The following is a 21,203-nucleotide window of genomic DNA, read 5'->3' as shown; positions in this document are numbered from 1 at the left end:
CATGTCGCCGAACGCCGAGTCCACCGCATTCCGCAGCGCCCTGGAGGTCATCCGCGGCGTCGAGCCACGCATCGCCGACGCGATCGGGGCGGAACTCACCGACCAGCGCGAGTCACTGAAACTGATCGCCAGCGAGAACTACGCCTCCCCGGCCACCCTGCTTACCATGGGCAACTGGCTCAGCGACAAGTACGCCGAGGGAACCGTCGGTCGCCGCTTCTACGCCGGCTGCCAGAACGTGGACACCGTCGAGGCCCTCGCCGCCGAGCACGCCCGGGAGCTGTTCGGCGCGGCACACGCGTACGCGCAGCCGCACTCGGGCATCGACGCCAACCTGGTGGCGTTCTGGGCCATCCTGGCCGACCGGGTGGAGGCTCCGGCGCTCAAGCGGGCGCGGGCCCGGCACGTCAACGACCTCACCGAGCAGGACTGGTTCGCGCTCCGCCGGGAGCTGGGCGACCAGCGGATGCTCGGCATGTCGCTGGACGCCGGCGGTCACCTCACCCACGGCTTCCGGCCCAACATCTCCGGGAAGATGTTCGACCAGCGCAGCTACGGCACCGACCCGGCCACCGGGCTGGTCGACTACGACAAGGTCGCCGAGGCGGCCCGCGAGTTCCGGCCGCTGGTACTGGTCGCCGGCTATTCGGCGTACCCCCGCAAGGTGAACTTCCGGATCATGCGGGAGATCGCGGACTCCGTCGGCGCCACCTTCATGGTGGACATGGCCCACTTCGCGGGTCTGGTCGCGGGCAAACTGTTCACCGGTGACTTCGACCCGGTGCCGCACGCCCACATCGTCACCACCACCACCCACAAGTCGCTGCGCGGCCCGCGCGGCGGCCTGGTGCTCTGCGGCCCGGAGCTGGCCGACCAGGTGGACCGGGGCTGCCCGATGGTGCTCGGTGGCCCGTTGCCGCACGTGATGGCCGCCAAGGCCGTCGCCCTGGCCGAGGCCCGCCGCCCCGACTTCGCCGACTACGCCCGGCGCATCGTCGACAACGCCCAGGCGCTCGCCGAGGGCCTACTGCGCCGGGGTGCCACGCTGGTCACCGGCGGCACCGACAATCATCTCGTGCTCATCGACGTGACCAGCTACGGGCTGACCGGCCGCCAGGCCGAGCAGGCGCTGCTGGACTCGGGCATCGTCACCAACCGCAACGCGGTGCCGCAGGACCCCAACGGCGCCTGGTACACCTCCGGCATCCGGATCGGCACTCCCGCGCTGACCACCCGCGGGCTCGGCACCGCCGAGATGGACGGCACCGCCGAGCTGATCCACACCGTGCTCAGCCAGACCAGCGCCGGCGCGAACCCCGACGGCACCGTCTCCAAGGCCAAGTACGTGCTCGACCCGGCCCTCGCCGACAAGGTCAGTCACCAGGCCGGCGAACTACTCGCCACCTTCCCGCTCTACCCGAACGTCGACCTCGGCTGAGGTGCAGTCGGGCACGGGTCCGGCCCCACGGCCGGGCCCGCGCCTCGGTCGCGGCACCGTGGCTCTCAGCTCAGCGGACGCTTGAGGTGATAGCGGTGGACCTCGGTGCTGCCCTGCACGTTGTTCACGTCCTCGGCCGCCGAGACGAGTTCCCAACCCTCGCGACCGGCCAGGTTGAGATGCGCGACGGCGGTGTCGCCGTACGCCGTGATGTCCTTCCGGGACCCGTCCGGCCCGTACCAGACGAACGACACATGAAAATTCCGTCCCTGCCCCTGATAGCGGCGGACCAGCAGGGCGTACTCCCAGGCAACCATGCCGCCCATTATGACCGTCCATCGAGGACCGCGGCAGGGCAGCGGTCACAGGTTGCTAAACGGTGAACGCGGTGAGTCGTCTCGTCGGCTCATCCCGTCTGCACCGTGCGCAGCTGCCGGGCGGCGGCCAGGTCGGCGCAGCCGGCCAGCGCCAACGCGTCCCGCAACTCGTCGGCCAGCAGCGCCAGCGCCCTGCCCGCGCCCGCCTGCCCGCCGCTGGCCAGCGCCCAGAGCATCGGCCGACCGACAAGCACCCCCACGGCACCCAGGGCCAACGCGCGCAGCACGTCGACACCGCCCCGGATCCCGCTGTCCAGCAGCACCTCACAGCGATCGCCCACCGCCGCGACCACCTCGGGCAGCATGGTGACGCTGGCCGGCGCCCCGTCGAACTGCCGTCCACCGTGGTTGGACACCACCACGGCCTGCGCGCCCGCCTCGACGGCCCGGACGGCGTCGACCGGATCGAGCAGGCCCTTGACGATCAGCGGCAGGTCGCAGTGCTCGCGCAGCCACCGCAGGTCCGCCCAGCTCAGCGCCGGAGCGAAGGCCGCGCCGCTGTGCACGGTCACCGGCGTGACGCCCGGCGTACCGCCGTGGGCGAGGTCGTCGCGGCCCCCGGGCAGGTTCGCCGCCACCAGGTCCGGCGGCAGCCGGAAGGCGTTGCGCAGGTCCCGCCGCCGCCGGCCGAGCACCGGCACGTCCACCGTGACCACAAGCGCCCGGCAACCGGCGTCGCGGACCCGCGCCAGCAGCTCAACCACGAGCGCCCGCTCACGCAGCCAGTACAGCTGGAACCAGACCTCGGCACCGGTCGCGGTGACCTGCTCGATCGGTGTGCTGCCGAGGATGCTGGCCAGGTACGGTACCCCGGCCGCGCGGGCCGCGGCGGCCAGCGCCGATTCTCCGTCGGGGTGCACCAACCGCTGGTACGCCATCGGCGCCACACCCACCGGCATCGCGTACTCGTGCCCGAGAAGGCGACTGCGCAGGCTGGGGGTGGCCACCCCGGTCAGCATCCTCGGCAGCACACCGACCCGGTCGAGCGCGGCGCGGTTGTGACCGAGGGTGACCTCGGTGCCGCTACCGCCGTTGACGTAGTCCCACACCTGCGGCGGCAGCGCCGTCCGGGCCAGCGCGGCGAAATCGGCCAGACAGACCGACGGCGGACTTGAGCAGATCTCCATGGCGTCCACGATCGCTGACCGGGCCGCGACGCGCCAGCGTCACAGGCGACACCGGTCACCAGCGGAGGTGTCTGCTGGCGTACCGTCGGGAGGTGGCCAGTTGGGACGACGTACGCCGGATCGCGCTGGGTCTGCCGGAGACCAGCGAGCGGCCCTCCTACGACGCAGTGGCCGCCTGGCGGGTGAAGGACAAGCCCTTCGTCTGGGAGCGCCCGCTGCGCGGCAAGGAGCTTGAGGCATTCGGCCCGGCCGCGCCCGAGGGCCCGATCCTCGGCGTCCGGGTGGCGGACCTCGGCGTCAAGGAGGCGCTGCTCGCCGACGACCCCGGTCTCTTCTTCACCACGCCACACTTCGACGGCTACCCGGCGGTGCTGCTGCGGCTGGACCGCATCGACGTCACCGAGCTGACCGAACTGATCGTGGAGGCCTGGTACGCCCGCGCCCCGAAGCGACTCGCGGCGGCATTCGGTGCCGAGACGAGCCGGCCGGAAGGCTGACCGGCACGCCCGTTCGCGCCCTGTTCGTTCATCCGCCACGCCGGCTTCTCCCACCCCGCGTAGCGTCGTCGCCCGTGACCAGCCGTCCGGCGACCACCGAGCTGCGCTCCCTGCGCCGCATCGGTGACACCGCCCCACACAGCGCCTTCACCGACCTGGTCCGGTATGCGGGAGCCTGGTTCTGCGCGTTCCGGCAGGGCCGGTCACACCTCTCCGACGACGGTGCCCTGCGGGTGTTGACCTCCTCCGACGGCCGTTCGTGGCGGACCGCGGCCGTCCTCGCCCAGCCTGGTGCCGACCTCCGCGACCCGCGCTTCGTGGTGCGCCCCGACGGGCGGTTGCAGGTGCTGGCCGCCGCCGCGACCGGCACGCCGAAACGATTCCGCACGGTCGCCGCGCTCAGCGACGACGGCCACCGCTGGGACGAACCCCGGCCGGTCGGTGAAGCGGACATCTGGGTCTGGCAGGCCGCCTGGCAGGGCGACGTGATGTACGGCGTCGGCTACGCGACCCGGGAGCCACGGTTCGTCCGGCTCTATCGCAGCGAGGACGGGCTGGACCTGCGCCCGGTGGTGCGGACGCTGTTCTCAGGCGGGTATCCGAGCGAGTCCGGGCTGGACTTCGACCCGGACGGCACCGCCACCTGCCTGCTGCGACGCGACGGCGGCACGGCCACCGCCCAACTCGGGCGAGCCCGCCCACCGTACCGGGAGTGGACCTGGACGGACCTCAGCGTACGAGTAGGTGGGCCGGCGCTGCGCCGGTTGCCCGACGGCAGCCTCGTCGCGGGTGTGCGGCTGCACGACGGCGGGGTACGGACCGCGATCTGCGCGCTCGACGTGGCACGGGGGCGGCTGCGGGAACTGGTGGCACTTCCCTCGGGCGGCGACTGTGGCTACCCCGGGCTGGCCTGGCACGACGGCCGGCTCCACGTCAGCTACTACTCGTCGCACGAGGGCCACAGCCACGTCTACCTGGCCGAGGTCGACCTCGGGCCGGGCCCGCTCTGATCGCCGCAGCGCGCGGCACCCGCAACGGCGACGCCGGGTCAACGATCGCCGGGGCGGGACCCGCTGGCCCGCTCAGGCCGGGACCGGGGTCTGCGCGTGGATGTGGAAGCGCATCGAGCGGGCGTCGGTGAAACACTCCCGCATCGGCCGGACCAGATCACGGTGCTCCGGGCTGCGTTCCCACGCCTCGAAGTCGGCGAGACTGGCCCACTCGCTGGTGATCAGCCACTGCTCCGGGTCCGTCGACGAGCGGCACACCTGGTCTACCAGGTGCCCGGGTACGCCGCCGGCGACCAGGTGCCGAACCACCTCGTACGCCCGCAGGAAGTCCTGGGTGCGGTCCTCGGGCACCCGGACCAGGAAGACCACCCGGCCACGTGTCATCACCGCTCCCCTCCGGCCGGTGCCGCTCCGCGCAGCACCAGGGCACTGTTGAACCCGTCGTAACCCCGCGCGCAGACCAGCGCCACCCGGGTTCGCGGGCGTCGATGCGCTCGCAGGAAACCCAGCTCGCAGCCGTCGGCCACGGTGTCCGGGCCGGCCGAAGCGGGCAGCGTGTCGTGGGCGAAGGCGAGCAGGGCGGTGGCCACGTCCAACGCCGAACCGCCCTGGTTCGCCCGTCCGGTCAGCTCCTTGTGGGTACTCACCGGCGGGATGCCGGCACCGAACACCGCGCGCAGGGCGATGGCCTCGGACCGGTCGTAGCGGGGTGCGCCGAGGGCGTCGGGAACCACCAGATCCACCTCACCGGGTTCGATCCCCGCCCGCCCCAGGGCCAACCGCATCGCCCGGGCGTACTGGCGGGGGTCGCCGGCGCTGTCGGCCGAGGTGTGCACGGCGTCGTGGGTGGCGCCCCAGCCGGTCACCTCGCCGTAGATCCGGGCACCGCGGGCGCGCGCGTGGGCAGACTCCTCGACCACGAACACCGCACCTCCCTCGGCCGGCAGGTAGCCGCTGGCGGCGGCGTCGAACGGCCGGTAGGCGCGCTCCGGGTCGGTCGCCTCGCTGAGCAGGCCGGAGCGCAGATGACAGGCCAGCGCGTACGGACTCAGTGGACAGTCGGTCGCGCCGGCCAGCACCACCGACGCCCCCCGCCGTACGGTCCGCACAGCGTGGGCGAGGCTGTCCAGGCCACCGGCGGATTCGGTCGCCAGCACTGCGCAGGGGCCCTTGGCCTGGTGCCGGATGGACAACTGTCCGACGCTGGCCGCGTAGAACCAGGCAATCGACTGGTACGCGCCGACGGTGCGCGTCGGAGACGACCAGAGTCGTTGCAGCTCCCGCTGGCCGAACAGGTTGCCGCCGGACGAACTAGCCAGCGTCAACGCCCAGCCGTACGGGTCGGGGGACCGCTGCGGCAGACCGGCGTCGGCCAGCGCCAGCGTGGTGGCGGCGAATCCGAGATGGGTCCAGCGGTCGGTCTGCACCAGGGCCCGGCTGTCGGCGTACCGCCCCGGATCGAAGTCCGCCACCTCCCCGCCCAGCCCGGTGGGGTAGCCGGTCGCGTCGAACAGGGTGATCGGGCCGGTGCGGCGCTGACCGGACAGCACCGTCCGCCAGTGCGCCGGCGCACCGACGCCGCTGGGGGCGACCACACCGATGCCGGTGACCACCGCCACCCGCCCGTCGGCCGCCGTCACCCCGCCGCCGATGTGGGCGGACCAGCGGCTCACGACGTCACCTTCCGGGACAGCCGGCGGAACAGCATCGCCGACTGGAAGCCGCCGAAGCCACTGCCCACCGAGAGGGCCACGTCCACCGGCACCTCCCGGGACTCGTTGGGCACGTAGTCCAGGTCGCACTCCGGATCCCGGGTGGTCCAGTTGGCGGTCGGCGGCACCACCCCGTACTCGATGGCCAGGGCGCAGGCGGCCATCTCGATGGAACCGATGGCACCCAACGAGTGCCCGACCATCGACTTGATCGAGCTGATCGGCACCCGGTACGCCGCCGAGCCGAGCGACCGTTTGAACGCGGCTGTCTCGTGCCGGTCGTTCTGCCGGGTACCGGAGCCGTGGGCGCTGATGTAGGAGACGTCCTCGGGCGCCAGCCTCGCCTGCCGGAGCGCGTCGGTGATGGCCAGCCCCATCTCCAGGCCGTCCGGGCGCAGACCGGTCATGTGGTAGCCGTTGCTGCGGCCGGCGTAGCCGGCGACCTCGCAGTAGACGTGGGCGCCGCGTCGGGTGGCGTGACCGGCCTCCTCCAGCACCAGCACCGCCGCCCCCTCGGCCAGTACGAAGCCGTGCCGGTCGGCGTCGAACGGGCGGGAGGCGTGCGCCGGATCGTCGTTGTCCGGGCTGGTGGCCTTGATGGCGTCGAAGGAGGCGACGGTGACCGGGGAGATGGGTGAGTCGGCGGCGCCGGCCAGCACGATGTCCGCCTCGCCGTCGACGATGAGCTGGTGGGCGTAGCCGATGGCGTCGATGCCCGAGGTGCATCCGGTGGAGACGACCTGCGCCGGGCCGTGCAGGCCGTGCCGGCAGGCCACGTCGGCGGCCAGGCTGCTGGGAACCAGCGCCGGATACAGGTACGGGCCGCCGAGAGCCGCGTCGACCAACCAGCGCCGGCCGCTGTCGCTCACCGTCACGTACTCCTGCTCCAGGGCCGTGGTGCCGCCGACCGCGGTGCCGAGCACGACGCCGGCGCGGTCGCGTTGCGCTTCGGTGAGTTCGAGTCCGCTGTCGGCGACCGCCTCGGCGGCGCAGGCCAACGCGAACTGCACGTACCGGTCGGCGCGTTGCCGCTGCTCGGGGGTGAGCCCGGCGGCGTCCGGGTCGAAGTCGCACTCGGCGGCGATCTGGGACCGGAACGGCGACGGGTCGAAGAAGCTGATCCGCCTGGTCGCGGTACGCCCCTCGGTGATGCCCTTCCAGAACCGGTCACGGGTGACGCCGCCGGGAGCGACCACCCCGACGCCGGTCACCACCGTGCGGCGGCCGGTCACGACCCGTCCCGCTGTTCGACCAGTTCGGTGTCGACGTGGCCGAGTTCCGGCCGGGGGGCCAGCGGTCCGAGGTGGAAGACCACCTCGGCTGGCAGGTGGCCGGTGTTGCGCAGCCGGTGCCGGACGTTGCGGGCCACGAACAGCGCCTCGCCCGCCGACAGCGGCACCGGTTCGTCGTCCAGATCCACGGTGATCGAGCCTCGGGCGACGTAGAGGAACTCCTCGCTGTACGGGTGGTAGTGCTCCGCGATCCGCTCCCCCGGCGCCATGCTGGCCACACCCATGAAGCCCGAGGTGCTGCCGACGGTTCGAGGGCCGAGTAGGACGCGCAGTTCGCCGCCGCGTCGCCGGTCCGCCGGCACGTCCCTGGCCGCCACCAGGGCGAGGTCACTCATCGTCGGCTCCTGTTCCGGTTCCGCCGGCCGGCACGGGCGTCGGTGTCGCGGGGGGCACGACGCCCGCCCGCTCACGGGCCAACCGTTCGAGGCGGTCCTTGATCACAGCCAGCTGCACCACGCTGTTGGTGTTGATCCGCTCGGTCATCCCGGCGTCGTCCACCGGCGCGCTCGGCTTCATGGCGAAGTCCTGCACCCAGGTCATCCGGGTGCCGTCCGGCTGCTCGGTGTAGGTCCAGTGGATCCGCATGTACTCGAAGGGCCCGGTTTCCACCCGGCGGGCCCGCACCTGACCGCTGGCCGGGTCGACGGTGCGTTCACTGACCCAACTCCAGGCCACCCCGTTCTCGTCGGGGTGCATGGTCAGCCGGAACCGGACGGTGTCTCCGGCGCGGTCCAGGATCTCGGCCCGGGCGTACTCGGTGAACAGGTCGGGCCACCCGGCGACGTCGTTGGTGACCGACCAGACCAACTCCAGCGGCGCGGCGATGACGATGGAGTTCTCGGTGTGTCCGGGCGGGTCGGCCCGCCGGGCCACCAGGTCGGCCACGGCGGGAATACTCAGCTGCGCGGCCTGCTCCGGGATGCTCACCTGCCACCGGTCGGCGACCACGGCGGTGAGTTCGAGCAAGGCGAGGGAGTCCATCCCCAGCTCCTGCAGCGAGGCGGCCGGCGCGCGGGACGCGGCGGCCGGGTCCAGCCCGCAGTTGGTCACCAGGATGTCGGTTATCTCCGCCGTCAGTGAGCGGCCGTCGGTGACGGTCATCGTTTCCTCCTCGGATGTGCGGGGATCGGTGCGGCGATCAGTCGGTCGACCAGGCCGGTGGAGTGGCGACCCTTGCGGAAGTCGGCGTCGTCGAGTACCCGCCGGACGAAGGGGATGGTGGTGCTAACTCCGGGACCGGAGATGTCGAACTCACCGAGCGCCCGCTCCAGCCGGCTCAGGGCCAGGTCCCGGTCGGGTGCCCAGACCGCGACCTTGGCCAGCAGCGAGTCGTAGTACGGTCCCACCAGGTATCCGGCGTGACCGTGGGTGTCGACCCGGGTGAACGGGCCACCGGGTGGCACGAACCGGTCGAGCCTGCCGGGGGTGGGGGCGAAGCCACTGTCCGGGTCCTCGACGTTGACCCGGCATTCGATGGCCACACCGGTGAGCCGGATGTCCTGCTGCCGCCAGCGCAGCGGAGTCCCGGCGGCGACGTGGAACTGCTCGTGCACCAGGTCGATCCCGGTGATCATCTCAGTCACCGGGTGCTCCACCTGGATCCGACAGTTGATCTCCAAGAAGTGGAACCGCTCCTCGGCGTCGACCAGGAACTCCACCGTCCCCACGCCGGTGAACCCGACGTCGAGCGCGCCGTGCAGGGCGATCCGCGCGATCGAGTCCAGCGTCGCCGGGGACAGCCCCGGAGCGGGCGCCTCCTCGACCAGCTTCTGGTGCCGGCGCTGCACCGAACAGTCCCGGGTACCCAGGTGCACACCGTTGCCGTGGGAGTCGCAGAGCAGCTGCACCTCGACGTGCCGGGCATCGGTCAGGTACCGCTCGACGTACACCCGGTCGTCACCGAAGGCGGCCTGGGCGGCGGCCCGGGTGCGCGCGTACGCCCGGGGCAGCTCGGCCGGGGCGTGGACCACGGTCATCCCCCGGCCGCCACCCCCGGCCGCCGCCTTGATGATGACCGGGTACCCCACCTCGGCGGCGACCGCCGCGGCGTCGGCGGCCGTCGGTGTCGGCTGCACGGCGCCCGGCGCCAGGGGCAGCCCGGCACGGCTCATCAACGCCCGGGCGGCGGACTTGTCGGCCAGTACGGACATCACGTGCGGGGGCGGCCCGACGAAGGTCAGCCCGTTGTCCGCGCAGATCTCGGCGAAGTCGGCGTCCTCGGAGAGGAAGCCGTAGCCGGGATGCACCGCCTGCGCACCGACCTTGCGGGCCGCCTCCACGATGGCGGCAGCGTTGAGGTAGCTGCGCCGGCTCGCCGAGGGCCCGATCCGGACGGCCTCGTCAGCCAGCCGCACCGCCGCCGAGTCGGCGTCCGCGGTGGAGTAGACCACGGCGGTCCGGATGCCCAGTTCACGACAGGCGCGCAGGACGCGCAGCGCGATCTCACCGCGGTTGGCTATCAGCACCTTGGGAAACATCGCCCACCACCTCAGGCCGGGTCCAGGGCGACCAGCGGTTGGTCGTACTCGACCGGTTGTCCGTCGGCGACCAGCAGTTCGGCGACCCGTCCGGCCCGGTCGGCGGTGATCTCGTTCATCAGCTTCATCGCCTCGACGATCCCGACGACCTGTCCGGGCCGGACCAGGTCACCGACGGCCACGAAGGGTGCCGCGCCGGGCTCCGCCGCCCGGTAGAAGGTGCCCACGATCGGTGAGCGGACACTGGTGCGGGTCGCGGCCGGACGGAGGCTCGGGTGTGTGACGTCGGCCGGCACGGTGGCCGGTGCCGCCGGGACGGACCCGGGCCCGACCGGCCGGGACCACTCCACCTCCAGCTCGGCGTCTGCGCAACGCAGCCGGAGGCGGTTGACCGGACCGGCCAGCTCGGCGACGAACTGCCGAGCGTGCCGGCGCAGGGCCGCCAGGGTGGCATCGATCTCCGCCGGCCCGGTGCGGCCCGGCACCGCGACCGCGGCTCCGTCCGCCGGCGGGCCGTCGACGAACGCCGTCGGCGTGGTGTGCGGCCGGTGCTGCGCGGGCGTCGCGGGCGCAGCACCGGCCTGGACCGTGCCGCTCATCGGACGCCCACCCTGATGCTCGCGCGCGCCGCGCCGAAGCGGCGGAAGCGCTGTCGGCGCCGCTGGACGAGGGCCGCGGCCGGCACGTCCAGCAGCGGCAGCAGGTTCGCCAGCACCGCCTGCCGTACCGCCCTGGCCGTCGCCTCCGGATCGGCGGCGGCCGAGCCGGCCGGTTCGGGCACCACGTCGTCGACGACCCCGAGCCGGCGCAGGTCCGGCGCGGTCAGCCGCAACGCGCGAGCCGCCTGTGGGGCGGCCGGACGACCCGGCCAGAGGATCGCGGCGCAGCCCTCGGGGCTGATCACCGAGTAGACCGCGTATTGCAGCATCAACACCCGGTCGGCGACGGCCAGGGCCAGTGCGCCGCCGCTGCCTCCCTCCCCGGTCACCACCGCGAGGACCGGTGTGGGCAGCGCACACAGGGTCAGGATGTTCTCCGCGATGGCGGCGGCCTGGCCGTGCTCCTCGGCGTCGATGCCCGGGTCGGCCCCCGGTGTGTCCACCAGGGTCACCACGGGCAGGCCGAGACGGGCGGCGAGCCGCATCAGCCGCAGCGCCTTGCGATGCCCCGCCGGGGTGGCCATCCCGAAGTTGCGGGACGCCAACTCCGCGGTGGTGTGCCCCTTCTGGTGGCCGATGACGATCAGGTGCCGGCCGTCAAGCCGGGCCACTGCGCCGACCACCGCTGGACAGTCACCGCCGAGCCGGTCGCCGTGCAGCTCGGTGAACCCGTCGAAGGCGCCCTCCAGGTAGTCAAGGGTGGTAGGGCGGCCCGGATGCCGCGCCAGGCGCAGCGTCTCCCAGGCGTCGAGTGCCGGCGCCGGAGCACCGTCGGGCGCCCGGTCGGCTGGCGCCGACGACCTCGGCACCACGGTGCGTCCGGTGCCCCGGGCGGTGCCCACCGTGGCGAGCAGGGTCGCCAGCCGGGCACGCAGCGCGTGCCGGGGCACCACCATGTCCACCTGGCCGTGCCGCAACAGGAACTCGGCGGTCTGGAAGCCCTCCGGCAGGTCACGTCCGGTCACCTGGCGGATAACCCGGGGGCCGGCGAAGCCCATCCGCGCGCCACTCTCGGCGAGCACCAGGTCCGTGCTGGTGGCGAAGGAGGCCGCCACGCCCCCGTACGTCGGGTCGGTCAGCACGCTGACGGTGAGCGACCCGGCTTCGCGCAGCGCGGCGATCGCCTGGCTGACCGTGGCCATCTGCATCAGCGACAGTGCGCCCTCCTGAATGCGGGCGCCACCGGAGGCGGTGACCAGGATCAGCGGCAGGCCCGCATCGAGCGCCCGCTCGGCGGTACGGGTGATCAGCTCGCCGACGGCGCAGCCGAGGCTGCCGCCGAGGAACCGGAACTCCATCACGGCGAGCGCACAGCGGAATCCGCCGATGGTGGCGGTGCCGCACAGCACCGCCTCCGGCATCCCGGTCTCTATGCGGGCGGCGGCGAGTCGGTGCGGGTACGGCAGGACGTCGACGAAGTCGATCGGGTCGACCTCCACCGCCCGGTCGGGCAGCGGCTGGAACGACGACGGGTCGACCAGCTGCCTGACCCGCTCGGGCGCGGCGAGCCGGGTGTGCAGGCCGCACTCGGGGCAGACGTCGAGGTTGCGGCGCAGCCGCTTGCGGTACAACAGGGTGGCGCAGCCGCCGCACCGGGACCACAGTGTCTCGCCGGGGTGCGCGGTGGCGGTCACGGCTGCCGCCCGTCGAAGCGGTAGAAGCAGTGGGCCATCGCGTCCCGGGGTGAGCGCCAGTCCGGCAGGTACGGCGAGATGTGCGGTCGCAGCCGTGCGCTGACCCTAACGAACTCGGGATGCTCCCGGGCCGCCTCCACCGCGCCGTCGCCGGTGGACCCGGTCTCCAACAGGTGCACGTACAGGTCGTGCAGGCGGTACAGCGACCGGTGCCGGACACCCACCAGTCGGGGAAGGTCGGTCGTATCGGACTCGGCGAAGATCTCGGCGACCGCCGCCTCGGCGGTCGGAACCACCTTCGCGACGATCAGCGTTCGGTCCATGCTGGTCCTCCCCCATGGCCGGTGGCGAGACCACCGGGATGCCCCGACGGCTGCCGACACGATGCGGAGCACGGCGTCATCCGAGCGTCACCGGCGCCTCCTGATCGACCCCTGCTGTGGTGACGGTGCGTTGACGCATCCTGTGCGTGAGCTGAACGGCAGGGTTTTGCTCGACCAAGATTCTTTCGCAGTTCAGAGGCGTTTTCATGGATGCGGGCGTGTTGCAATACCGACTACATCGTTGACTCAGAGTAACTGCTATTGATAATCTTCGCGGCAGTCAGACCGGGCTCCGCACACGACGTGCGGCGGCCCCAGCGAGTCGACAGTGGCGTCACGGCGGCCGCGCCGGGGCCGGAGATGGACCCGCAACCGACGCGTTCCGCAGGGGGGTGCCGCCGTGGCTGCCGATTCACCCACGCCCACCACCGGCCAGCGCCGCGACGCCGACGTGTGCCTGCACCTGCTCGGCGGATTCCGACTGACCCACGGGGGCACGACGGTCGCGGTGCCCCGGGGCCTGCAACGGATCATCGCGCTGATCGGGCTACGCCCCGGCGCCACCCGCACCCACCTCGCCGGGCTGCTCTGGCCGGAGACGTCGGAGGAACGGGCTCTCTCCTCGCTACGCACCGCGCTGTGGCGGCTGCGCCAGGATCCCTACTGCCCGCTCACCACGGCCGCCGACACCGTCCGCCTCGACCCGCTGGTTCGCGTCGACGTCGACCAGCTGGTGGACACAGCCGCCCGGGTCCGCCACGGCCGGCCGCCGGCCGACACCGCACAGGTGTTCGCCGCCGGCCGACACGACCTGCTTCCCGGCTGGTACGACGACTGGGTGCTGGCCGACCGGGAGCGGCTACGCCAACTCAGGCTGCACATGCTGGAACAGGTGGCAGGCCACCACCTGAACGCCGGCCGCCACGGCGAGGCACTGGAGGCGGCACTGGAGGCGATGGCCGCCGAGCCGCTGCGCGAGACCCCGCACCGGCTGGTGGTCCGCATCCATCTCGCCGAGGGCAACGCCTTCGAGGCGGTGCACGCCTACTACATCTACCGCGACCTGCTGCTGCGGGAACTGCGGCTGGAACCGTCACCGGCGATGAGCGCGCTGCTCGCCGAAACCCTCGAACCGATCCGCCGGGCGAGCCGGCCGACGAGCGGGCCCCGCCGGCACCTGGTCGAGCGGACCACGTTCCAGACCCGCTGACCGTGCGTCACCGCACCCCGCCCGGACATTGACGGACAGGTGACTGCGCTGCGGACAGGGTTGGCAGGACAGCGGTCCGAGACCCGGCGTCGCCGGGCCGGACCACCGGTGAGAGGGGTCCGATGAGCCGTCTAGTGATCGTCAACAGGATCATCCCGGGCGCGGAGAGCCGCGTCGCGCAGATCTTCGCCGAGTCCGACACGTCCGAGTTGCCCGGCCTGACCGGGGTACGCCACCGGTCCCTGTACTGCCTGCACGACCTGTGCGTACACCTCATGGAGACCGACGACGTGGGTGCGGACGCCCTCGCGGCGGCCCGCAACCACCCGCTCTACCGCCAGGTCAACGAGCGACTCTCGGCGCACACCTCGCCGTACCTGCCGACCTGGCGCTCGCCGCGGGACGCGATCGCCAACTGCTTCTACAGCTGGGACGACACGAGCGTGCCGGCCCCACGTGTGGCCGGCTGACGGGCGACGCCGTGGCCACCCGAGCACCGCACGTCCTGATCGTCGGCGCGGGCACCGGCGGCCTCTGCCTGGCGCACGGCCTGCGCCGGGCCGGGATCAGCGTTGCCGTCTACGAACGGCACCGCGGCCGAGGCGACGGGCTGCTCGGCTACCGGGTGGGCATCGGCCCCACCGGCAGCCGGGCCCTGCGCGACTGCCTGCCGCCCGAACTGTTCGAGATCTACCTGGCCACCTGCGCCCGCTCACCCCGCTACTTCAACGTGCTCAACCAGAAGATGCGCCACACAGCGTCCTTTCCGCTGCGGCCGGACACCCACCCGGTCGACTCGGAACGGTCGGTGGCCCGGATGACGCTGCGCCAGGTGCTGCTCACCGACATCGCGGACGCCGTGCACTTCGACCGCACCTTCACCCGGTACGAGCAGCACGACGACGCGACGGTCACCGCCCACTTCGCCGACGGCGGCACCGCCACCGGTGACCTGCTCGTGGCCGCGGACGGCACGCACTCCACGGTCCGCCGCCAGTACCTGCCGCACGCGGCCATCCGGGACGCCGGCACCGTCAACATCGCCACCCGGGTGCCGCTCACCGATCACACCCGGGCGCTGCTCCCGGAGACCGTACAACGGGGCATCTCGCTGATCTTCGGTACCGGCGGGGTGATGGGCGTGCTGCACGTGATGGAGTTCAAATGGGACCGTGCCGGCCAGCTCAAGCCGGACATCGCCCCCGCCGCCGCGGCGCTGCTCGCCGGCTGGTCGGGACTACGCCACGACCCCACCCGCGACAACATCAACCTCGTCGTCTGGAGCACCGCCCGCCGCTTCCCGCCGGACGTCATGTGTCGGCGCGGCGCGGAGCTGATCCAGGTGGCCCTGGACCTGACCGCCAACTGGCACCCACACCTGCGGGAACTGCTCAGCCTCGCCGACCCCGACAGCGCGCTGCCGATCAGGGTGTCCACCTCGGAGCCGGTGCCACCGTGGAAGAGCAGTAACGTCACCCTCCTCGGTGACGCGATCCACACCATGACGCCGGGCCGGGGAGTGGGCGCCAACACCGCGCTGCGTGACGCGAACCTGCTGCGACGACAGTTGATCCTCGCCACCTCCAGCGAGAAGACCCTGGTCCAGGCCGTCGCCGACTACGAGGCGGTGATGGCGCCCTACGGCTTCGCCCGGGTCGCTGACTCGCTGGGCCGCAGCGGCACCAACGGCGACGACCGGATGTACCAGCCGGTGTTCGGCCGGCTCGCGCTGCTCGGCGCCCGGGGCTACTTCCGGGTCACCAGCCGGGTTCCCCGGCTGCGGCGCAAGTTCGTCGACGACTTCTACACCTACCGAGGTGAACAGGACTGATCCGACGCACCCACGACCCCGGCGCCGACACCTGCGCCGGGTTCGTGGTGTCCGTCCGGTCCATCCACACCGTCCGTCCCGCGTCGAACACCAGCCGTAGCTCCCGTGCGACCCGTACGGACTGTTACCTGGCCCGTCTGTTGCCCCGGCCGCACGTGTGCGAAGCTGCGGCGAGTTTTTCTCGCGACGATCCAGATGTGAACTCCAGGGAGGTTTACCGTGGGCGAGTCCTTCGGAAGCTGGCTGATACTGCTCGTGGCGCTTCTGGTGGGCCTGGCGGCGGGCTGGGTGCTGCTGCGCCGCCGGCGGGACGAACCCCCGGCGCCGACGACCGGAACGACGGGCGAGGGGACCACCGAAGCGGCCCCGGCGGCCACCGCTGGAACCGATCAGCCGGCCGCCGAGGCGCAGCCGCCGACCGACGAGTCCGCGCGGGCGGGCGCCGAAGCCGCCGGTACGGAAGCCACCGGGACCGAGCCGACCGACGCGCCGACCGACGCCGCCGCCGTGTCCGCCCTCGACGGACCGGCCGAGGACGCGACCCCCACGCCGCGCCCGGCGGTCGCCGTCCCGCCGGTACGACCCAGCGCCGCCACCGAGCCCACCACGGCGCCCGAACCCGCCCTGGTCGCCGCGGAGCCGGCCGTCGTCGCGGAACCAGCCCCGGAGCCGGTCACCGCCCCGGAGCCCGCCGCCGTCGCGGTGGCCCCGGAGGGTGGCGCGGACGACTTCCGACGCATCCAGGGCGTCGGGCCGAAGATGGCCGCGGCGCTGCACGGCGCGGGTATCCGCACCTACCGGCAACTGGCGGAGCTCGACGAGGCCACGCTGCGGGACACCGTCAAGAGCGCCGGGCTGCGCGCCACCGCCAGCCTCGTCACCTGGCCCCAGCAGGCGAAGGTGCTGGCCGCCCAGGCCGACGACAACGCCTGACCGGACCTGCGCCGCTGTCGCCGGTGCTCATCCGGGCACCGGCGACAGTGGCCCACTGGTCCGCACCGCAGTGGCCCTGCGCGATTTCCGCGCAGCCTCGGTGAACCGCCCGAGACGCCCGCCCCCCAGACATGTGGCTCCGATGCCAACGCCCGAGTGCCTCCGGTCCGTCGCACGCGCCGCCGACGAGGCTGGCCTCGAACAGGTCCAGGGTCTCTGGGGTGGTCATGGGCGCGCGGGATATCGTAGGCGTGATCGGGTCAGACCCGGGAGCAATCAGAGTCCTTCGGGCTACGGCCGACCTTGGCTTACCGGACTGGTGGATCGGTGCCGGCTTCCTACGTAACCCACGCGGCGTGGTCGACTGAAAGCCCACGACCGGCCGTCAGCACAATGCCGAAGTGGCCGTCCGTGACGAGTGCGTCGCAGCATGAGCGGACGCTGGCCCGCAGCCGCGACAGGCCGCTCCGACCGGCCCGTTAGCCGCTCGGTCCGGTTGGGTACAGGGCCTGACACCTTGCAACTCATCCCGAACCCGTGGAGGAAGCCATGCGTGGCACGTCGATATTCGGAGTCCTCGTCGTGATCTGGCTCATCATCGGCGCCGTCGCGGGCGGACAGCGCGGCTACTACAGCGATGAGGAGACCAACTGTGCCGAGATCGGCACCATCCTGGTGACCATCGCCGCCGGTCCGCTGAACTACGCGGGCGCCAACCCGAAGGTCGACTGCGAACTGCCCCAGCCCTCCCAGTAACGCCATCTCGGCCTGAGCGTCCTGCCCGCACCCGACGTGTCCCCAGAGCCGTATGGCCCCGCCTTCCTCCTGACCGGAGGAGGCGAGGCCACACGTGACGGTCAGCCGTGCCGCTCAGCGGAAGCAGTGCGCCACCGGCACCTTGCTTCCCTCACAGTTGGTGGGGTTGTTCTCGATGACGACGCTCTCATCGTCGATCTTGACCTGGGCCCGCTCGGCCTGGATTCCGGCGGCGTTCACGGTGGACTGGTTACCGGTCACCCGGCTCCGGTATAGCGAGGTGGAGCCGGCCGTCACGAACAGGCCGGCACCCTGGGAGCGCTTGCCCACCGCGTCGTTGCCCTCGACGTCGCTACCGCGTACGAGCAGGTTCGACTTCTCGCTGTGGATGCCGCCCCCGTTGCCCCGCGTGGTGTTGCCGCTGACCACACTGTCGTCGAGTGGCAGCAGCCCCTGGAAGGTGGAGATGCCACCGCCGGAGACGCTGGCGGCGTTGTCCCGCACGGTCAACTGCCGGGCGATGAGCACCGCGTCGGAGTTGGCCAGGCCACCACCGACCTCGGCGTCGTTGTGCGCCACGAGACTGTCGAAGACCTTGGTGCGGGCCGAGAAACTGGCCAGGCCACCGCCCTGGGCGGCGTTGTTCTGCACGAAGGTCGAGGAGTGAACCTCACCCGCGGCCCGGAAGTTGGCCAGGCCACCGCCGTAGCTGACCGCGCTGTTGTGCCGGAACTCGGTCCGGTGCATGGTCATAACACCCCCGTTGAGCAGGCCGCCGCCCTTGCCCTGGGCACCGGCGGCCCGGTTGCCGATCAGCTTGCTGTCGCTGATCAGCAGGTTGCCGTCGTTGAAGATGGCGCCACCGCCGCCCTCCGCCGACCGGGAGGTGCTGCCGAGGACGGTTACGCCCTCGACGACCGCCGAGGCGCCGTGCACGACGTGGATGCTGCCGCCCTCCGCCGCCGACCGGCCGTTGCGCAAAGTGACGTCCTTCAGGGTCAGCTCGCCGCCGTCGCGGACGGTGAAGAACCGGAACTCGTCGGCGTGCACACCACGCACGATGGTCGCGCCGGAACCCTCGATGGTGATGCCGTGGTAGATCACCGGGAGGCCGGCCTTGTCGTCGGCCGGGTTGCGCGGCGGAGCCTCGGCGTCGCCGGGGTTCTCGGCGGCGTCGGCGGCCTCCCGCGCGTCGCGGATACCGCCGTCGTACTCGTCGGCCTGCTGGAAGGCGTGGGTCAGCGGGTAGGTGCACTTGTCCGCCAGCCGCAGCGTGGCACCACCCTCGGCATTGGCCCGAACCAGCGCGGCAATGAGCTGCGCCGAGTCACAGGGCACCGGCAGCACCGCGTGCTGCGGCGGGCGGCCGTTGCGTTCGGTGGGTCGGTCGGGGGCGCCGCCGTCGTCGTGCCGCCACTCGGCCCGCTGCCGGTCCGGCTGGCCGCCAGCCGGCGTCTCCTCGACACCGGGCACGTCGTGCTGCAACATCGCGGCGGGCCGGCTCGGATTCGCCGCCGCCGGATCACGGTCGGCAGCCGAGGCGGTGACGGCGCTCAGCCCGGCCGCTCCGGCCACCAGGCTGCCCGCCACCAGACCGCCGGCCAACCAGCGGGATCGGCGTCCGGGCCACGCCGAAACGGGGCTCCCTCGGTACGTGGACATCAGGGTTCCTGCCTCTCGTGCTTGCGAAACACGGCCACGCCGAAACGGGCGCGGAGTGGCTGACGTCGCCTCAGCCACCAGAGGCCACCGTACGGTGACAGAAAGAACAAATCAGGCATATATGAACAAGTAAGCCGTTCGCCTTCATGTACAGCAAAGGAGGTCGTACTACCCGCCGACGTGAATCCCGGGTCGACGACTCGGATCGGGCTCGGACTTGCGCAGGATCTCCCGGACCACCGGCGGGGTGTCCCCCCGGCCCAGGATCAGATAGCGCAACAGGTGCGCGATCGGGTTCCCCTCCGACCACTCGAAGTGCGCGTGCGGGCGTACCCCGGTGGCGTCGCGCAGCGCCAGCAGGATCGCGGCGATCGCGTTGGGAGCCGCCGGGCTGCTGGCCCGCAGCACCCGGTAGCCGCCCACGTCGACACCCCGCACCCGCAGCACGTGGCGAAACCCGGACGGGTCGATCACGTCGATCTCCAGGAAGAGCACGTCGGTCGCTCCCGGCACCGGGTTCAACCCGCGCTGCGCCCGCTCCTTGATGGTGTACTCCTTCACCGCACCGCTGTGCCGCTTGTTGGCGATCACGTGCAGCCGGCCGTCGTGAGCCACCGAGTCGGCGACGAACCGCCGTGCCGCCTGGTCGAACTCGACCCGCTCCGCCCGCAGCTCGGTGGTCCGACTGACCCGGGACACCAGCGAGACAGCGATGATGCCGAGGATGAACAGCCCCGAGATGGCGAGCCCATCCGGCTTGGCGATCACGTTCTCCACCAGCGCGTACAACAGGACCAGGGTGAGCACGGTGAAGCCGGCGGCGACGCCTCGCCGCCGGCGGCCGACCGCGGCGATCGCCACCGCCACGGCGGCGGAGACCATCATCGCCAGGATCCCGGTGGCGTACGCCCCCGCCTGCGCGTCGACGTCCGCGCGGAACACGACGGTCAGCACGACGCAGACCAGGGTGTAGACGATCACCACGGGTCGGACCGCCCGCGCCCACTCCGGCGCCATGCCGTAGGAGGGCAGGTAACGGGGCACGATGTTGATCAGACCTGCCATCGCCGAGGCACCAGCGAACCAGAGGATCAGGACGCTGCTCACGTCGTAACCGGTACCGAACGCCTCCCCGACGCGCTCGTGGGCGAGATAGGCCAGCGCCCGTCCGTTGGCGGCACCTCCTGGGGCGAACTCCTCGGGCGGGATCAGCACCGTGGTGACGAAGGTGGTCGAGAGCAGGTAGACCGACATGATCAGCGCGGCGAGAGTGAGCAGCCGCCGGGTGTTGCGGATCCGTGCGGCCAGCCTGGCCTGCGCGTCCGGTCCGTCACCGGCGACCAGCGGCATCATGCTCACGCCGGTCTCGAAGCCGGACAGACCCAACACCAGCAGCGGGAACGCCAGCGCCGCGGTCAGGGCCACCTGACCCGGCCCGCCGCCTGCGGTCAGCGCCGCCGTCCAGCCGGTCAGTGGACGCGGATCATCGGCGAGTTCGACCAGCGACACCCCGACGATCACCGCGTTCAGCGCCAGGAACACCGCGACGAGCGGGACGGCCACCGCCACCGCCTCCCGGAAGCCGAGCAGGAACACCCCGCCGAGGATGAGCAGCAGCACCACGGTCACGCCCACCGCCACGGCCGTCCCGCCGAACGCCTCCGGCAGGTACGGGTTCTGCAGCATGTGCACCGTCGCGTCAGCCGAGGAGAGGGTGATCGTGACGATCCACGAGGTCGCGACGAAACCGAGCAGGACCAACACGAAGATCTTCCCGCGCCAGAACGGCAACAGCCGCTCCAGCATCGCCACCGAACCCTGGCCGTGCGGGCTGTCCCGGGCCACCCGGCGGTACATCGGCAGCATCCCGAACAGGGTCAGCGCCACGATCAGCAACGTCGCCACCGGGGACAGCGCCCCGGCCGCCAGTGCCGCGATACCCGGCAGGTAGGACAGGGTGGAGAAGTAGTCGACGCCGGTCAGGCACATCACCCGCCACCAGGCATGCGAGCGGGCCTGCCCCTCGGCGGTCTCCGGGCCGACCGGCTGCACCCGGTGGACCAGCAGCCACCGGCGTAGCCGGCTCTCCGCCCGGACCGGACCCGTCGGGACCGCCACATGCTCGGGTACGGTGACCGCTCGGCCCGCCCGCTCACCCCTGCGGGTCGGATCCCGCGCCGCCCGCAGCGCGGGTTCGGGCGCCCCGGGGGCCGGACGACGCCGGCCCCGGCCTCGCCGTGCTCTGGACCCGTCCCCCATGCCCCC

The 21,203-nt window shown here is 72.2% G+C and carries 21 protein-coding genes; 8 read left to right on the top strand and 13 right to left on the bottom strand.

Annotated features, from left to right (window positions below):
• The first annotated feature begins 1 nt into the window (after window position 1).
• Complete coding sequence (locus ACFHWY_RS15450; protein ID WP_416580880.1) at window positions 2-1,438, top strand: glycine hydroxymethyltransferase; 1,437 nt, start codon at window positions 2-4, stop codon at window positions 1,436-1,438.
• A gap of 65 nt (window positions 1,439-1,503) precedes the next feature.
• Here ACFHWY_RS15450 and ACFHWY_RS15445 read toward each other — a convergent pair whose 3' ends face one another.
• A complete protein-coding gene (locus ACFHWY_RS15445) occupies window positions 1,504-1,764 on the bottom strand; it encodes a hypothetical protein (RefSeq protein WP_416580879.1) in 261 nt (86 codons plus the stop codon).
• A gap of 80 nt (window positions 1,765-1,844) precedes the next feature.
• Window positions 1,845-2,942, bottom strand: coding sequence for an alpha-hydroxy acid oxidase (locus tag ACFHWY_RS15440; protein ID WP_416580878.1), 1,098 nt, complete (start codon window positions 2,940-2,942; stop codon window positions 1,845-1,847).
• 92 nt (window positions 2,943-3,034) lie between these two features.
• Between ACFHWY_RS15440 and ACFHWY_RS15435 the strand changes: the two genes are divergently transcribed.
• Window positions 3,035-3,439, top strand: coding sequence for an MmcQ/YjbR family DNA-binding protein (locus ACFHWY_RS15435; protein ID WP_416580877.1), 405 nt, complete (start codon window positions 3,035-3,037; stop codon window positions 3,437-3,439).
• Window positions 3,440-3,513: 74 nt separating this feature from the next.
• Window positions 3,514-4,449, top strand: a complete 936-nt coding sequence (locus ACFHWY_RS15430) for a sialidase family protein (protein WP_416580876.1) — start codon at window positions 3,514-3,516, stop codon at window positions 4,447-4,449.
• Window positions 4,450-4,521: 72 nt separating this feature from the next.
• Here the strand turns inward: ACFHWY_RS15430 and ACFHWY_RS15425 are convergent, their stop codons facing one another.
• From ACFHWY_RS15425 to ACFHWY_RS15385, 9 genes are read right to left on the bottom strand one after another with little or no spacing between them, the layout of a single operon-like run.
• Window positions 4,522-4,833 (bottom strand): antibiotic biosynthesis monooxygenase family protein, encoded by a 312-nt coding sequence (locus ACFHWY_RS15425; protein WP_416580875.1) that lies wholly within the window; start codon window positions 4,831-4,833, stop codon window positions 4,522-4,524.
• A complete protein-coding gene (locus tag ACFHWY_RS15420) occupies window positions 4,833-6,068 on the bottom strand; it encodes a beta-ketoacyl synthase N-terminal-like domain-containing protein (RefSeq protein ID WP_416580901.1) in 1,236 nt (411 codons plus the stop codon). Before ACFHWY_RS15420 ends, ACFHWY_RS15425 begins: the two co-directional genes overlap by 1 nt.
• A gap of 50 nt (window positions 6,069-6,118) precedes the next feature.
• Complete coding sequence (locus tag ACFHWY_RS15415) at window positions 6,119-7,393, bottom strand: beta-ketoacyl-[acyl-carrier-protein] synthase family protein (protein ID WP_416580874.1); 1,275 nt, start codon at window positions 7,391-7,393, stop codon at window positions 6,119-6,121.
• Window positions 7,390-7,788 (bottom strand): cupin domain-containing protein, encoded by a 399-nt coding sequence (locus tag ACFHWY_RS15410; RefSeq protein WP_416580873.1) that lies wholly within the window; start codon window positions 7,786-7,788, stop codon window positions 7,390-7,392. The genes ACFHWY_RS15415 and ACFHWY_RS15410 overlap by 4 nt, the downstream gene beginning before the upstream one ends.
• Window positions 7,781-8,554, bottom strand: a complete 774-nt coding sequence (locus tag ACFHWY_RS15405; protein ID WP_416580872.1) for an SRPBCC family protein — start codon at window positions 8,552-8,554, stop codon at window positions 7,781-7,783. Before ACFHWY_RS15405 ends, ACFHWY_RS15410 begins: the two co-directional genes overlap by 8 nt.
• Window positions 8,551-9,930, bottom strand: coding sequence for an acetyl-CoA carboxylase biotin carboxylase subunit (locus ACFHWY_RS15400; RefSeq protein ID WP_416580871.1), 1,380 nt, complete (start codon window positions 9,928-9,930; stop codon window positions 8,551-8,553). Before ACFHWY_RS15400 ends, ACFHWY_RS15405 begins: the two co-directional genes overlap by 4 nt.
• Before the next feature lie 11 nt (window positions 9,931-9,941).
• A complete protein-coding gene (gene accB, locus ACFHWY_RS15395) occupies window positions 9,942-10,529 on the bottom strand; it encodes an acetyl-CoA carboxylase biotin carboxyl carrier protein (protein ID WP_416580870.1) in 588 nt (195 codons plus the stop codon).
• A complete protein-coding gene (locus tag ACFHWY_RS15390; protein WP_416580869.1) occupies window positions 10,526-12,223 on the bottom strand; it encodes an acetyl-CoA carboxylase carboxyltransferase subunit alpha in 1,698 nt (565 codons plus the stop codon). The genes accB and ACFHWY_RS15390 overlap by 4 nt, the downstream gene beginning before the upstream one ends.
• Window positions 12,220-12,546, bottom strand: coding sequence for a TcmI family type II polyketide cyclase (locus tag ACFHWY_RS15385; RefSeq protein ID WP_416580868.1), 327 nt, complete (start codon window positions 12,544-12,546; stop codon window positions 12,220-12,222). Before ACFHWY_RS15385 ends, ACFHWY_RS15390 begins: the two co-directional genes overlap by 4 nt.
• 400 nt (window positions 12,547-12,946) lie before the next feature.
• Between ACFHWY_RS15385 and ACFHWY_RS15380 the strand changes: the two genes are divergently transcribed.
• The 5 genes from ACFHWY_RS15380 (at window position 12,947) to ACFHWY_RS15360 (ending at window position 17,276) form a co-directional block, all read left to right on the top strand.
• Window positions 12,947-13,756: an AfsR/SARP family transcriptional regulator gene (locus ACFHWY_RS15380; RefSeq protein WP_416580867.1), complete on the top strand. Its 810-nt coding sequence runs from the start codon at window positions 12,947-12,949 to the stop codon at window positions 13,754-13,756.
• Between the two features lie 122 nt (window positions 13,757-13,878).
• Window positions 13,879-14,226, top strand: coding sequence for a TcmI family type II polyketide cyclase (locus tag ACFHWY_RS15375; protein ID WP_416580866.1), 348 nt, complete (start codon window positions 13,879-13,881; stop codon window positions 14,224-14,226).
• A gap of 11 nt (window positions 14,227-14,237) precedes the next feature.
• Window positions 14,238-15,587 (top strand): FAD-dependent oxidoreductase, encoded by a 1,350-nt coding sequence (locus ACFHWY_RS15370; protein WP_416580865.1) that lies wholly within the window; start codon window positions 14,238-14,240, stop codon window positions 15,585-15,587.
• Window positions 15,588-15,806: 219 nt separating this feature from the next.
• Window positions 15,807-16,520, top strand: coding sequence for a helix-hairpin-helix domain-containing protein (locus ACFHWY_RS15365; protein ID WP_416580864.1), 714 nt, complete (start codon window positions 15,807-15,809; stop codon window positions 16,518-16,520).
• Between the two features lie 549 nt (window positions 16,521-17,069).
• Entirely contained in the window at window positions 17,070-17,276 is a 207-nt protein-coding gene (locus ACFHWY_RS15360) for a hypothetical protein (RefSeq protein ID WP_416580863.1), read from the top strand.
• Between the two features lie 114 nt (window positions 17,277-17,390).
• Here ACFHWY_RS15360 and ACFHWY_RS15355 read toward each other — a convergent pair whose 3' ends face one another.
• A complete protein-coding gene (locus ACFHWY_RS15355; RefSeq protein ID WP_416580862.1) occupies window positions 17,391-18,938 on the bottom strand; it encodes a hypothetical protein in 1,548 nt (515 codons plus the stop codon).
• Window positions 18,939-19,106: 168 nt separating this feature from the next.
• On the bottom strand, window positions 19,107-21,197 hold the full coding sequence (locus ACFHWY_RS15350; RefSeq protein ID WP_416580861.1) for an amino acid transporter: 2,091 nt from the start codon (window positions 21,195-21,197) through the stop codon (window positions 19,107-19,109).
• Window positions 21,198-21,203 lie beyond the last annotated feature (6 nt).

Origin of the sequence: Micromonospora sp. LOL_024, from assembly GCF_048060415.1 — a bacterium.
Lineage (GTDB): Bacteria > Actinomycetota > Actinomycetes > Mycobacteriales > Micromonosporaceae > Micromonospora.
Note: the sequence above shows the minus strand (reverse complement) of the source record. Positions and strands in the feature narration are given on the sequence as shown.

Excerpts from the sequence above, each read along its gene's own strand:
- ACFHWY_RS15450 (WP_416580880.1), top strand. The coding sequence starts at position 2 with ATGTCGCCGAACGCCGAGTCCACCGCATTCCGCAGCGCCCTGGAGGTC.
- ACFHWY_RS15445 (WP_416580879.1), bottom strand. The coding sequence starts at position 1,764 with ATGGGCGGCATGGTTGCCTGGGAGTACGCCCTGCTGGTCCGCCGCTAT.
- ACFHWY_RS15440 (WP_416580878.1), bottom strand. The coding sequence starts at position 2,942 with ATGGAGATCTGCTCAAGTCCGCCGTCGGTCTGTCTGGCCGATTTCGCC.
- ACFHWY_RS15425 (WP_416580875.1), bottom strand. The coding sequence starts at position 4,833 with ATGACACGTGGCCGGGTGGTCTTCCTGGTCCGGGTGCCCGAGGACCGC.
- ACFHWY_RS15410 (WP_416580873.1), bottom strand. The coding sequence starts at position 7,788 with ATGAGTGACCTCGCCCTGGTGGCGGCCAGGGACGTGCCGGCGGACCGG.
- ACFHWY_RS15405 (WP_416580872.1), bottom strand. The coding sequence starts at position 8,554 with ATGACCGTCACCGACGGCCGCTCACTGACGGCGGAGATAACCGACATC.
- ACFHWY_RS15400 (WP_416580871.1), bottom strand. The coding sequence starts at position 9,930 with ATGTTTCCCAAGGTGCTGATAGCCAACCGCGGTGAGATCGCGCTGCGC.
- accB (WP_416580870.1), bottom strand. The coding sequence starts at position 10,529 with ATGAGCGGCACGGTCCAGGCCGGTGCTGCGCCCGCGACGCCCGCGCAG.
- ACFHWY_RS15385 (WP_416580868.1), bottom strand. The coding sequence starts at position 12,546 with ATGGACCGAACGCTGATCGTCGCGAAGGTGGTTCCGACCGCCGAGGCG.
- ACFHWY_RS15375 (WP_416580866.1), top strand. The coding sequence starts at position 13,879 with ATGAGCCGTCTAGTGATCGTCAACAGGATCATCCCGGGCGCGGAGAGC.
- ACFHWY_RS15360 (WP_416580863.1), top strand. The coding sequence starts at position 17,070 with ATGCGTGGCACGTCGATATTCGGAGTCCTCGTCGTGATCTGGCTCATC.
- ACFHWY_RS15355 (WP_416580862.1), bottom strand. The coding sequence starts at position 18,938 with ATGTCCACGTACCGAGGGAGCCCCGTTTCGGCGTGGCCCGGACGCCGA.
- ACFHWY_RS15350 (WP_416580861.1), bottom strand. The coding sequence starts at position 21,197 with ATGGGGGACGGGTCCAGAGCACGGCGAGGCCGGGGCCGGCGTCGTCCG.